Source organism: Prolixibacter denitrificans, assembly GCF_003014495.1.
Classification (GTDB): Bacteria; Bacteroidota; Bacteroidia; order Bacteroidales; family Prolixibacteraceae; genus Prolixibacter; species Prolixibacter denitrificans.
In genome coordinates this window covers 72,225-85,579 of record NZ_PYGC01000012.1, presented here as the reverse complement: position 1 = coordinate 85,579, position 13,355 = coordinate 72,225, and the positions used below count along the sequence as shown (strand labels likewise).

Below are 13,355 nucleotides of genomic sequence, written 5' to 3'. Positions count from 1 at the left end.
CAGGAATCAAGATGCAATCCATTATCTTTGCCCAACAAAATAGCGATACCATGTTAGTCCATCGTAATTTCATGCCGGAACTGAAATTTAGTGCTTCGCGCAGCAGCGGAGCAGGTGGACAAAATGTGAACAAGGTAAATACCAAAGTCGAACTGCGATTCCACATCGAATCATCCGGGTTATTGTCTGCCGACGAAAAAGCCATATTGATACGCAAGCTGGCGAACCGGATGAACAAGGAAGGCGAACTGATTCTGACCGAACAAAACGATCGCTCGCAACTGAAAAACAAAGAAAAAGTGATTGACCGGTTCTATCGCTTGATCAATCATGCACTTACTCCGAAAAAAAGAAGGAAAGCTACCCGTCCAACATTGGCTTCACGCCGTAGAAGATTGGAAAAGAAAAAGCAACATTCGGAGAAAAAATCACGCCGTCAACGCCCTCGTTTCGACTAAAAAACCGAATATTTCGTGCTCAAGACATCTCAAAGATGGCTTAAACAAAGGAACTGAAGCACTTACTAACAATTGTTCATATCTCCTGTTCGTTTCTCGTTGATTTTGTTTTGCCAAAAACATTTGACATATAACTGATTCGTCGTAATTTGCATTCATCAGGTGAGCGATAAAAGGTCGCGCCGGAAACAAGGAGAAGAAAAAAGTCACTTAATTGAGGCTCGATTCCGATCATCCAGGTTGCAAAACCTGCTTGTTGAAGGAGCTGAAGCCTGGAAAGCGAAAGGAGTAAAATCCAATCGAACTACCAGTCGGTCAAGGATAAACGGCAACGTTCATTCCAAAACTGGATCTCAAGGCTCTGCAGCAGCAACTCCGGTTAACGCTGTAGAAAGAAGATGAAAACAAGGATTCATTTCCCAAGACGTCTTCATCGCCTGTTGGACAGTTCTTCGGAACACGAAAACAGAGATAGCTTGAAAGATGCTTCGTCCGGGAAGGTATTCCTCGTGAATACCGAATGGACAGCTTGAAGACGATGCTGTAACAGGCATTATCTAAAAGCCACAGGTTGCACGAAAGTCTTCGGACAATCATGTAGCCGGCCACAATAACCGTAACCTGACACTGTGAAGTGAAAACTTCAACAGCGAAATGGGAACTATTCCTCCGAATGGTTCCCATTTGTGTTTTATAGCCTCATCCTTCCTCCCCCCTTTGTTTTTACCATCTCTTTTCTCTCCAACACTTCAACCATTTTTTCTATTTTCACGCCAAAATCTTAATCCGGATAGCTGATGCGGCAACTTATCTCTATTCTTCTGCTGATAATATTAGGAATAACATCAAAAGTAAAAGCCCAACAAGTCGATTTGCTTTATTTCACCGATGCTCATCGCATTTTTCCGGTAGAAGACGTTCCCGGAGGACGAGGTGGCGTCGCCCGTCTGAAAACAATAACAGACAGCATCCGCCAGGAAAATCAGAATACCTTCCTGATTCACGGTGGAGATTTGGCCGGAGGTGTTTTATTCGGAGGAATGTACAAAGGCTGGCCGATGATTCGGGCTTTTAATCAAATTCCGCTCGACCTTTGCAATTTTGGTCAGCACGAATTTGATTTTGGTTCCGATCACGCCAACTCGCTCATCCGGCGCTCAACTTTCCAGTGGTTTTCCTCTAATCTTCAGTCTCCTTCCGGAAAACCGTTCGCTGATGTCCCCCGCTACGTTATTCACAATTTCCATGGTATCCGGATTGCTTTTATCGGCTTAACAGACGCGATGAACACCACATTAAATGACGGAGGTGTTGTTCAGGAAAATCTGACAAAAGCCACATCCGAAGTTTTACCAGAGATAAAGTCACAACACCCCGACTGGATTATTGCCGTTACACAAACCGACCTCGAAACCAACAGGAAATTACTCAACGCATTTCCTCAAATTAATTTCGTTTTCACAGAAGAAGAGCATGAATACAACAGCAATGTATTTTACCTGGGAAAGCGCCCGATTATCGCTCCGGCAGGAAATATGAGTTCGGTTGCCCATGTTATCCTCCGGAAAACCGGAAGACCATCTGTCGAAATCATTCCGTTGGACTCAACGGTTTTACCCAGTCCGCAACTTCGCAAGCTCGAAGTATTTTACCGGAATGACATGAATCAAAAGCTTTCGGAACCACTGGCCCGATTGGAAGTTCCTCTTTCCTTCCGGGAAGGAATTACGGGTGAAAGCGCTGCGGGCAACCTGGTTGCTGATGCTTTTCGGGCGGCATATCATTCCGACGTTGCGCTCATTAATGGCGGTGGCATCCGGGCTAACGTTCCCGCAGGAACTTTCACACTGAAGTCAGCCCGCTCGTTATTGCCTTTCGGGAATAAGCTATGCCTGGTAAAAATAACCGGAAACCAATTGGAGAAACTAATCAAAGCCAACGTGAACAGTAAAACAGGGCAACTCTTTCAGGTTTTCGGCATAAAATACACCTACCGACTGGAAAATGATTCCCTTTCAGTTTATCGAAACGGAACTCCCCTTCCTTCCAGTGACTCAATTTCCGTCACAATGAATAACTACATTCTGAATCGGACACCGAATCGATTCCGGAGAATCATCGGTAAAAACAATCCAAAAGCGATGTTGGACTACAAAGCACTCGAGCACTACGCACTGAAAAATAAAGTGTTGCATCCCCAAAAAGAAGGGCGATTGACCATTATTAGCGAATAATTTTTCTCCTTAGCTCTACCGATTGTTGCTGAAGATCCAGCCCCAGCAATCCCAAACAATCAATAGAAACAAGGCCCACAAGCGTTATCAACAATTGTTAATATCTCTTGTTTGTTTTTCGTTGATTTTGTTTTGCCAAAAACACTTGCCTGATAAATAAAACATTGTAATTTGCATATATCAGGTGAGCGATAAAAGGTCGCGCCGGAAACAAGGAGAAGAAAAAAGTCACTTAATTGAGGCTCGATTCCGATCGTTCAGGTTGCAAAACTTGCTTGTTGAAGGAGCTGAAGCCTGGAAAGCGAAAGGAGTAAAATCCAATCGAACTGCCAGTCGGTCTCGGATAAACGGAAACGTTCATTTCAAAACTGAATCTGATGGCTCTGCAGCAGCAACTCCGGTTAATGTTGCAGAAAGAAGCCGGAACAAGGAATTTATTTCCTGTTTCACTTCATCGACTGTCAATCAGTTCTTCGGAACAGATAGACAGAGATAGCCTGAAAGAAGCTTCGTCCGGGAAGGTGTCCTCCCGGGACGCCGAAGGGACAGCTTGAAGATGATGTTGTAACAAATATTGTCCAAGAGCCTGAGGTTGCACGAAAGTCTTCGGACGGTCATGTAGCCGGCCACAATAACCGTAACCTGACACTGTGAAGTGAAAACTTCAACAGCGAAATGGGGACTATTCGTCAAAGAATGGTTCCCATTTGTGTTTTTACACGGTTCAGTTGAAACTACATTAACCCTGCGATTTGAAATAACGTCGGGTCAGCACCTTCTTCAAATCGCGCACGATAATCTGATGTGCCAATACCTCCATCTCATTATAATCGGGCAAATCCAAACCGGCCTGTGTAATTTCCCTTTGCGTAATATCCACTTGGTAAAGCACCGACAAAAGCCGTTGATAATCATTGGCCAGCAGATGACGAATCTGATCGACCAACTGCTCGTGCAATTCGCGGTAAGCTTGGTCCGTATTTCCTGAGAAAGTGATGGTAATACCAAACATGGCAAAATCCTTCATGATCTGCTCGGCAGTTTCCTGAACAACAGCAGCGCTATCGAGAAACCAGGCAACATTATCATTACGTATATCGGGAAGATTCATACAATCGATTACATTTCGTTATTCCGTGGAAGTGAAGTAAACAAAAATATGCCACTTTATCCGTAAAGCTTTCAAAGGATAATTTCCTGAATATTTCCGGCTACCTCCAGACCGGCATTTCGCCCGGTATCCTTAAATACTATCACTCTTCTTTTTCTATCGAATAGCTCCACATCAATGGTCGAAGTCATGCTTTCTTCAATCCGTCCCTCCATAAATCCATGAATAGGTGAAGCCAATTCTGTAGCTTTTTCCCGGTAGGCACGAATCCAAAGCCGGTAGCTCTGATTTTCAATGATCAATTCAACCAATTCCGCTGAGACCGAAGACTTACGCAAAACCGACTTGTTGTATGTCGTAAAACGAATTAACCTCCCGTCCAACCACAAACCGGCTATGAATCCTACAAAAGCTTTTCGTATCCAGGGAATGTTCGCGACAGAAAGCTTCAGAGAAATTCCCGGACGGGAAAAATGGTTGCTTTGCATCCAGATATACGCACTGGGAAACGATAGTCCCCAATCCTTCTCAGTATAACCTCGTCCACCCGAAAAGTCAACAGATCCACCATTCCACTGCAGCTTCCCCTCGATGCTGTGATCCATACTGACGATTCCATGGTAACATTCCATAAAAGGCACGAATGCGTAAGGGCCCATAATTCCGGGCGAATACCAGGGCTTTGGCCAGGGCACCATCCCCGAGAAATGCAATTCACCTGAAAGGACGGGCAATTCCAAATGTATCGTATCGAGTGAAAAATGATTGTCGGCAATCGAGAATTGAAATTTTCGTGCCTGCGGCCGGAACTGTTCCGCATCGAAACGAAAGTATTCGGAAGTATGTTTTCGTCCGTCAAGTACCTGGATAAAGGCCTGCTTTTTTCCGGTTTCATCCATCGCAATACCCGGAATAACAGCAATAGCTTTGGTTTCGCCTGCACTAACCATCTTATAGTACCAGCCCTCGAAATAACGCTTTTTACGACCCCATCCCTGGAACTGTTCCGGATTGAAAAAAGTAATCCACTTATTAATAATTTGCATGAATTTCAACTGGTTAAACTGTTTTACACCTAAAGCAAAAGTCTCTCTTATTACTCCATTCAAATAAAAAAGATAAGAAATGCCATGGAGATAAAAAAGACGACCTCTTTTATGGTTCCCAAGCTATAATGGGCGGCAAGGTCCGGTCGATATAAAAATTTTTCCCGCCATGTAAGGTAGCAGGACTCAATTCGTCTAAACACCAAAAACGAAGACATGAAACTCTATTCCACTTACCACAAATTGGTTGAAGCTATCAGCAAAGCAAAAGCGCTTCCCCTCCTTTTCTTACGTCTAATCCTCGCCTATGGATTTATGGGTCCTGCCAAAATGAAGTGGAGCAACATGGATGGCGTCATCTCCTGGTTTACACAAATGGGAATGCCGATGCCTACCCTGAATGCCTACATGGCAGCTTCCACTGAAGCATTGGGTGTAATTTTGCTGCTCCTGGGATTAGGAACCCGAATAATCACCATTCCACTCATGTTTGTGATGTTTGTTGCTATCAAAACGGTTCACTGGCAACATGGATTCGCTGCAAGTGATAATGGGTTTGAGATTCCGCTATACTACATGCTCATGCTGTTTACGCTGTTCATCCTCGGTCCCGGGAAAATCAGCATCGACTCAATCATTGATTTCTTTCGGAGAAAAAGATAAACAACTCAACAACGGAGCGCAAAACAAGAATGAATCTATTTAATCATCCGCGCGTTGAATACTGCTTCCGGCTGAAATTCTGATTGGAAAATTCGATATATTTGCTCGCTTTTTTCGTATAACCGAATTGAGCTAAACATTGATATCGTTAGGTTCCATGAGGAAATAAGAGATGAACGCCTTAATTAAGTACCGGAACGATCTCGTCGAACGAAATCGTCTGGAATATGGTGTTTTTTACGACCAGCTGAAATGGCTGGGGTATTACGAAGGAATTGAACTGGAAGCCGAACGGGACCAAATCCTCGAACGACTAAAAGACAACATTCAAACCGGATTTAAGGAAACGAAAGTCGACACCAGCAATCTGTCGCCGGGTTGCCGGCTTTGCGGTGCAGGCGAATGGAGCTGTCTTTTCATCAACAACCGTTGCAATGCGCATTGCTTTTACTGTCCTGCTCCACAGGAAACCATTGGCGTACCGGAAACACAAACCATCGATTTTCACACACCGGAAGAGTATGTCGCCTACATAAAAAAGATGGGCTTCAAAGGCGTCAGTTTTAGTGGCGGCGAGCCTTTCCTGACATTCGATCGGGTAAAAACATTTCTGAAAGCGTTGAGAGATTCGTTTGGGAACGAGCTCTACATCTGGATGTATACCAATGGCATTCTTTCGACGCCAAAAAAGTTGCAAGAATTGGCTGAACTGGGGCTGAATGAAATCCGGTTCGACATCGGAGCGACCAACTATAACCTAAAAAAGGTGAAACAAGCGATTGGCATCATTCCGGTAGTAACAGTGGAAGTTCCGGCCGTGCCTGATGAACTCGAGCAATTAAAAAAAGCAGTTAAGGAGTCGGCCGAAGCCGGATTGTCGCATCTGAACCTGCACCAGATGAGATTAACGCCCTACAACCTGCCCAAACTGCTCGACCGAAACTTTCAATTCGCTCATGGTCCGAGAGTAACACTGCCCGATTCGGAGATAACCGCTTTAAAAATTCTGGAGTATACAAAACAGGAACAAATCAATCTGCCGGTGAATTACTGTTCGTATGCCTACAAAAGCCGTTACCAGAAATCGGGATTCCGCAATAAACTGGCTCCGTTTATTGTTAAACCTTTCGAGGAAATAACCGAAAAAGGATATATCCGGAATTTAGCTATCGTGGTTTCCGACTGGCAGCAATTCCGGCAACTGTTTGCTCAACTCCCGGAAAGCGAGCAAAGCAAAATTCAGATTAATGAGCCGCAAGGCAAAGTACTGCTCAAAGCCAAAATGCTGGAACGCTTTCTTCCGGTTACGAAAGAGATATTGGTTTCGTACACCAATATGCGGCTGAGCGAGCAAACCGGCGATATTCCGGATGTGAGCCGCATCTCGTTAACCTCTGCCCGCAACATATACATCGAATCGGGTTTTGTTGTAAATGATTTATCACTGCGTCCCAATTTGTCCAATCTTCTGCTGCAGCTCATCAACGGGAAGAAACCGAAGGAGTGCTTTGAGGATGAACAGCTCTTTATCATCTGGCAACACGAACAAATTGAGGAAGGATTGCCGGAATATTTTTGACAGAACGTCAGATTAAATTGCCATAAATCCCGGGATGGAGTTTTCGGTCTGTTTTGCTACAGAAAGACAAGCTTCATTCCGGTACAACATTGTGGGAACAAAACTACTGTCGGCCCCATTTCTGAGAATATTATCCGCGTTTATTCCGAATGTTTCAGGAAATACCAACCTTTTATTAAATTGCGGAACTGAATCAAGTAAAAGCCGGCCTGTGAAAATCAGATTCACCAACTTTATCCTAATACTGCTTATAGCTGTATTTTCTAGTGTTTCCGCATTTTCTCAACAGAAACAATACAACTTTGCCCAGATAAATAATACAAACGGGTTATCGAATAATCATGTTACATGCATTTTGCGTGACAAGCAAGGCTTTATGTGGTTCGGAACTACATCTGGGTTGAACCGCTATGATGGTTACTCCTTTAAAGTTTTCACACATAATCCGTCCGACAGTACATCGATTGACAACAACATCATCGCGGCAATTAGCGAGGACTGCAATGGGAAACTTTGGGTCAGAACTCAAAACGGCTTCAACGTTTACGACCCAAAAACCGAGACTTTCTCCTTTTCCAATTCTCCTGTTCTGCAAAAACACCCTGAATTCATCAGTCATTTCATCAACCTGTTTACCGACAGTGAAAATAAGAGTTGGCTGATGACCAGTGGTTATGGGGTATTCCGCTTCGACACGCTTCATCAGGATATTGTCCCGGTAGAACATCTCGCCAATAAAAATGGTATAAAAGCAACCTCCGATGTGATTGCCATGGCCGAAGATTCAAAAGGAAACCTGTGGCTCATCCATCAGGATGGTTACCTGGAAATGAAGCCCAAAGGGAGCATGAAAGCGAAGATTCAGGCCAGCTTCTTGCATGACCGGTATCCCGGGGAACAATTGGATTGTCGCATATTTATTGACAAAGATGACGATATCTGGATTTCGACACAGGACCATGCCATCGGCCTCTTTTATTATGAGCCTGCCACCGGAAAACTTGTCCACATCGACCAGGCTTCCAGGCCCACTCATACCAACACCAACATCATTACCGGTATCACACAAGACTCGGATGGCAACATCTGGATAGCCACCGACCACGGAGGCATCAACCTACTCGACAAAAAAGATTTCACCATACGCTACCTGACACACGAAACCTACAACGTCCACAGCATTGCTCACAACAGCGTCACGGCCATGTTCCGCGACAGCGAAGGGATTATCTGGATAGGAACCTATAAAGAGGGAATTAGCTATTATCACAAAAACCTGATCCTGTTCAACACCATCCGGTATACGCCTCAAAATGAAGAAGGGCTGAACTTTGGTGATATTAACTGCTTTGCCGAAGACAAAAAAGGGAATTTGTGGATTGGGACTAATGGCGGCGGACTAAACTACTATAACCGGAAAACCGGAAAATTTACCCATTACGTTCATCATGACGATGACCCGAACAGCCTCTCCAACGATGTAATTGTTTCACTGTTTATCGATCACGAAAACAAACTTTGGATTGGTACTTACTTCGGTGGCCTTAACCGTTTCGACGGGAAAAAATTCACTCACTACACCCACAATCCCAAAGATTCAACCAGTATATCCGATAACAATATCTGGTCGATATTTGAAGATTCATTTAACAATCTCTGGATTGGAACACTGGGCGGCGGACTCGACCGGTTTAACCGTGATACGGAAAGTTTTCAGCATTTTCGTACCGGCGGTGCGAATTCCATCGTTTCCAATGTTATCATTTCTTTGGTCGAAGACAAACAAAACCGCCTGTGGATTGGCACGCCCGATGGCCTGAGCATCTTAAACACAAGAAACCAAAAATTCAGTAAACTGCTTCATAATGACAAAGATACCACGACATTGAGCAGCAATACGGTGAATTGCCTGTTAGCCGATTCGCGCGGATGGATTTGGGTAGGCACACCCGAAGGCCTGAATGTGTACGACGAGCACACCGGCCAGTTCAGGCGTATTTTGAAAAGTAACGGCTTACCGACGAACAACGTTGTTTCTATAGTAGAGGATCAACAACACAATATCTGGCTGGGAACCATTAAGGGACTGGTTCAAATCTTCGTCAAAGGCGACCAGGTATCCGATTTTGCCGTACGCATCAAGCAGTATGACGACGAAGACGGGTTGCAGGCCAAGGAATTCAACGAACGGGCGGCTTATGTCACCCGCAATGGGCAGCTCTTCTTCGGTGGTCCGAACGGCATCAACTTTTTTAGTCCCGAAAACCTTATTGAAAACAAAAACACACCGAAAGTGGTATTCACCAATCTGCAGGTGTTCAACCAAACCATCAGGGTAGGTGAAAAATTTAACCGCCGTGTGTTATTGCCGCAATCCGTAACCGACACCAAAGAAATCACGCTGAAGCACGCCGAAAACTTCTTCTCGGTAGCCTTCTCCACGCTAAGTTATTTCCATCCGGAAAAAAATCAATTTGCTTACAAACTGGAAGGCTTTAATAACAGCTGGATTTACACCGACTGGAAGAACCGCCGGGCCACCTTCACCAACCTCGACCCGGGCGAGTACACATTGCGTGTCAGGGCATCGAACAACAACGGCTACTGGAACCAGGAAGGTGCTACCCTGAAGATTAACATCCTCCCTCCTTTCTGGCAAACGATTTACGCTTATGTCGCCTATGTGCTCATTATCCTGCTCATCATTTGGTTATGGCGCCAGCGGATTATCAGGCGGGAGCACGAAAAATTCGAGATCGAGCGGGAAAAAATCAAGGCACGCCGCCTGCACGACCTCGACATGCTGAAACTCCGTTTCTTCACGAATATCAGTCATGAGTTCCGCACGCCGCTCACGCTAATCATCACACCCATCGAGCAGTTGTTGCAAAAAGCGAAAGACAACGACGAAAAGAAACACCTGCAGCTTATTTACCGAAACAGCCGACGTTTGCTAAGCCTGGTGAACCAATTACTCGATTTCCGGAAGCTGGAATTCCAGGAGATTAAGCTCCGTCCGAGTGAAGGCGAAATTGTCAGTTTCATTCGCGAAACCACCGAATCGTTTTCCGACCTCTCGGAGAAGAAGAATATTCATCTCTATTTCCAGACCGATGTAGAAAATGTCACCGCGTATTTCGACCACGATAAACTGGAAAAAATTCTCCTGAACCTGCTTTCCAATGCTTTCAAATACACCTCCGAAAACGGCGACGTACATGTAGCTGTTCGTTTAGACGAAAAAGAACAGCCCACCATCGAAATCAGCATCAGCGATACCGGTATCGGTATTCCGGAAGAAAAACAACAACGCATTTTCGAGCGCTTCTTCCAGGATGAGACCAACGGCTCCGATTACAACCAGGGAAGCGGCATCGGGCTGGCGCTCGTAAATGAATATGTGAAGTTGCAAAACGGCACCATTACCGTGGAGAGCGAGCCGGGAAAAGGCAGCTGTTTCCGGGTGACATTACCATTGGTATTTGGCAAAGAAACATCGGCAGAAGCGGAACAAGCAAGCTGGAAACGCCAACCGGCAGCTCAGCCTTCGGTTGTGATGGAACCGGAAACGGCAGAAGAAAGTGAAACAACCGGTAAGCCGGCGAAAAGTACCAAACCGGTATTGTTGTTGGTGGAAGACAACGAAGATTTCCGATTTTACCTGAAGGATAATTTCAAACTCACCTTTGAAGTGCTCGAAGCCGGCGACGGACATACCGGCTGGGAAATAGCATCGAAATCGCTGCCCGATTTGATTATCAGCGATGTGATGATGCCGGTGATGGATGGCATCGAACTGTGCCGAAAAGTCAAGACTACGGCCGAGACGTCGCACATCCCCGTCATTCTGCTGACCGCAAAAGTAGCCGACAACCAGAAGATGGAAGGCTTCGATGTGGGCGCTGACGATTACATCACCAAGCCATTCAATTTCAAATTGCTCGAATCGCGCATCAAGAACCTGCTGGCGCAACGCCGGAAGCTGCAGAAAGCCTTCCGTAAGAAGATCGATGTCAGCCCCAGCGAAATCGAAATCACCTCGCTGGACGAAATCTTCATCCAAAAAGCCATTGATTTAGTCGAGAAAAATATTGCCAACAGTCAGTTCTCGGTACAGGAAATGAGCTCGGAGCTGGGCATGAGCCGGGTGAACCTTTACAAGAAAATATCTTCGCTCACCGGACAAACCCCGGTCGAGTTCATTCGTACCATCCGGTTGAAACGCGCAGCCCAATTCCTCAAACAAGGTCAGCTCACCGTTAGCGAAGTGGCGTACCGGGTAGGCTACAACGACCCGAAATATTTTGCCCGGCAGTTTAAAAACGAATTCAGCATCACACCGTCGCAATACGGGAAAAATGGGAACGGGTAAACTTTCTCTCTTTCCTCACTTTTTTGTGACAGATTATGAATATCGATATCCATTGGCCTTTCTGGTAACATTTTTCCCCGTTTACGAAACAAAACACCCCCACTCCCATCAGCGCTAATCCATACCTTCGTCGGTGATAGTTTGGTCGCAACACAACACCCATGCGACATTCAGCCAACTGAATCAAAAAAACAGATGATAAGCGCTAACGAAATCGCTAAAACGAAGAATATGAAGAAAATTATCCTGACCTTATTGCTGGCAAAACTGGCGGTGTGGGCGCATGCCCAATACCAAACCAACCCCAGAACCGTCGGCACCGACTACTTTGTGAACCCCATTTTTGACGGGGATTACCCCGATCCGAGTATTCTGCGCGACGGAGATACTTACTACGTTGTGCATTCGTCGTTCGAATATTACCCTGGACTGATGATCTGGCAATCGAAAGATTTGATTAACTGGACACCGGTGACCAACGCCCTGCACAAATACCTGGGTTCGGTTTGGGCTCCTGATTTTGTGAAATACAAAGGCAAGTATTATATCTATTTCCCGGCTAACAACGAAATTTATGTGGTAACAGCCGACTCGATAGCCGGTCCGTGGAGCGATCCCGTCGATTTGAAAATAAACAATATCGACCCGGGCCATGTGGCCGACCGGAACGGAAAACGTTACCTCTATTCCGCCAATGGCGGTTACGTCCCGTTATCGGATGACGGCCTCCGGGTTACCGGACCAACGCAACATGTGTACGACGGCTGGACGATTCCTCGTGATTGGTCGATTGAATGTTTCTGCATGGAAGGCCCGAAACTGGTCAGACATGGTGATTACTACTACCTGACGGTGGCAGAAGGCGGAACGGCCGGACCGGCTACCGGCCATATGATTATCTCGGCGCGCTCCAGATCTCCGCTGGGACCGTGGGAAAATTCCCCATACAATCCGATTCTCCGGACACAAGATAAGTCGGAAAGGTGGTGGTCAAAGGGGCACGGGACATTGTTCGACGACGTCAACGGCGACTGGTGGCTGATGTTCCATGCATACGAAAAAGGACATTACAACATGGGACGACAAACCATGCTGGAACCGGTGGAATGGACCAAAGACGGCTGGTTTAAAATACCGGAAGGGCTCAAAACCGATGATCCCATCCTCAGGCCTTTTGGAGAGAAATCAAAACCCACCTTCACGTTGAATGATGATTTCACAGGCAAATCATTGAACCTGCAATGGAAGTTCTTCGGCGAGTACGATACCACCCGCTTTCACCTTACGGGAAAATCACTGGAGATTAAAGGCAAGGGAAACTCCATCGGGAATTGCTCTCCGCTGCTGTGTGTTCCGTCCGACCATTCCTACATCGCTCAGGTGGAAATGGATATTGAAGGCGATGCCATGGGTGGCCTGGTTCTTTTCTACAATAACAATTTCAATTCGGGCATGCTGGCCGACAAAGAGAACATCCTGGCCAATCTGCGGGGATGGCAGTTCGTAACGGAAGAAGATGCCATCAACCGACATGTCTTCCTGAGGCTTAGAAGTATGAACAATACGGTCGACATGTATTACAGCACCGATGGAAAGAACTGGAAGAAAATTGAAAATTCGATGGAAGTTTCCAGCCTGAACCATAATGTACTCGGCGGATTCTTAAGCTTGCGAATCGGGCTTTGTTCCATTGGAAAAGGAACCGTGAGGTTCAGGAATTTCAAGTATGAAGCCATTAAATAAACAACAATTGGATTATAACATTGACTACCTTTTACCATCCAATTCGTTCAAATACAAAATCCCTCTCCGGAGGGATTTTTTTTGACGATACAAGCCGCTATGCACATCCGATTGATGACTGCAGGATAATTGCATCACTAATATATTCT

9 protein-coding genes are annotated in these 13,355 nt (G+C 45.7%); 7 read left to right on the top strand and 2 right to left on the bottom strand.

The features are described 5' to 3' along the window. Nucleotides 1-50 precede the first annotated feature (50 nt). From arfB to CLV93_RS20300, 3 genes are all read left to right on the top strand, one after another. Entirely contained in the window at nucleotides 51-458 is a 408-nt protein-coding gene (gene arfB / locus CLV93_RS17570; protein WP_106543568.1) for an alternative ribosome rescue aminoacyl-tRNA hydrolase ArfB, read from the top strand. Between the two features lie 797 nt (nucleotides 459-1,255). Beyond that, a complete protein-coding gene (locus tag CLV93_RS17565) occupies nucleotides 1,256-2,692 on the top strand; it encodes a bifunctional metallophosphatase/5'-nucleotidase (protein WP_106543528.1) in 1,437 nt (478 codons plus the stop codon). A gap of 377 nt (nucleotides 2,693-3,069) precedes the next feature. Continuing rightward, on the top strand, nucleotides 3,070-3,246 hold the full coding sequence (locus tag CLV93_RS20300) for a hypothetical protein (RefSeq protein ID WP_153637044.1): 177 nt from the start codon (nucleotides 3,070-3,072) through the stop codon (nucleotides 3,244-3,246). 185 nt (nucleotides 3,247-3,431) lie between these two features. On the opposite strand, the gene CLV93_RS17560 is transcribed toward CLV93_RS20300, so the two are convergent. Beyond that, on the bottom strand, nucleotides 3,432-3,803 hold the full coding sequence (locus CLV93_RS17560) for a hypothetical protein (protein WP_106543527.1): 372 nt from the start codon (nucleotides 3,801-3,803) through the stop codon (nucleotides 3,432-3,434). Between the two features lie 71 nt (nucleotides 3,804-3,874). Further along, the gene (locus CLV93_RS17555) at nucleotides 3,875-4,849 is read right to left on the bottom strand and encodes a tocopherol cyclase family protein (RefSeq protein ID WP_106543526.1); all 975 of its coding nucleotides are present in this window, start codon (nucleotides 4,847-4,849) and stop codon (nucleotides 3,875-3,877) included. Between the two features lie 216 nt (nucleotides 4,850-5,065). Here CLV93_RS17555 and CLV93_RS17550 point away from each other — a divergent pair, with 216 nt between their 5' ends. From CLV93_RS17550 to CLV93_RS17535, 4 genes are all read left to right on the top strand, one after another. Continuing rightward, a complete protein-coding gene (locus CLV93_RS17550) occupies nucleotides 5,066-5,512 on the top strand; it encodes an HvfX family Cu-binding RiPP maturation protein (protein WP_106543525.1) in 447 nt (148 codons plus the stop codon). A gap of 172 nt (nucleotides 5,513-5,684) precedes the next feature. Next, on the top strand, nucleotides 5,685-7,091 hold the full coding sequence (locus tag CLV93_RS17545) for a radical SAM protein (RefSeq protein WP_106543524.1): 1,407 nt from the start codon (nucleotides 5,685-5,687) through the stop codon (nucleotides 7,089-7,091). 34 nt (nucleotides 7,092-7,125) lie between these two features. Further along, nucleotides 7,126-11,463 carry a hybrid sensor histidine kinase/response regulator transcription factor gene (locus CLV93_RS17540; RefSeq protein WP_106543523.1) on the top strand — a complete coding sequence of 1,446 codons (4,338 nt, stop codon included), beginning with the start codon at nucleotides 7,126-7,128 and terminating at the stop codon, nucleotides 11,461-11,463. Between the two features lie 231 nt (nucleotides 11,464-11,694). Continuing rightward, nucleotides 11,695-13,206: a family 43 glycosylhydrolase gene (locus tag CLV93_RS17535; RefSeq protein WP_106543567.1), complete on the top strand. Its 1,512-nt coding sequence runs from the start codon at nucleotides 11,695-11,697 to the stop codon at nucleotides 13,204-13,206. The last annotated feature ends 149 nt before the right edge of the window (nucleotides 13,207-13,355 follow it).

Coding starts and splice junctions, on each gene's coding strand:
- arfB (WP_106543568.1), top strand. CDS start 51: ATGTTAGTCCATCGTAATTTCATGCCGGAACTGAAATTTAGTGCTTCG.
- CLV93_RS17565 (WP_106543528.1), top strand. CDS start 1,256: ATGCGGCAACTTATCTCTATTCTTCTGCTGATAATATTAGGAATAACA.
- CLV93_RS20300 (WP_153637044.1), top strand. CDS start 3,070: ATGGCTCTGCAGCAGCAACTCCGGTTAATGTTGCAGAAAGAAGCCGGA.
- CLV93_RS17560 (WP_106543527.1), bottom strand. CDS start 3,803: ATGAATCTTCCCGATATACGTAATGATAATGTTGCCTGGTTTCTCGAT.
- CLV93_RS17555 (WP_106543526.1), bottom strand. CDS start 4,849: ATGCAAATTATTAATAAGTGGATTACTTTTTTCAATCCGGAACAGTTC.
- CLV93_RS17550 (WP_106543525.1), top strand. CDS start 5,066: ATGAAACTCTATTCCACTTACCACAAATTGGTTGAAGCTATCAGCAAA.
- CLV93_RS17545 (WP_106543524.1), top strand. CDS start 5,685: ATGAACGCCTTAATTAAGTACCGGAACGATCTCGTCGAACGAAATCGT.
- CLV93_RS17540 (WP_106543523.1), top strand. CDS start 7,126: ATGGAGTTTTCGGTCTGTTTTGCTACAGAAAGACAAGCTTCATTCCGG.
- CLV93_RS17535 (WP_106543567.1), top strand. CDS start 11,695: ATGAAGAAAATTATCCTGACCTTATTGCTGGCAAAACTGGCGGTGTGG.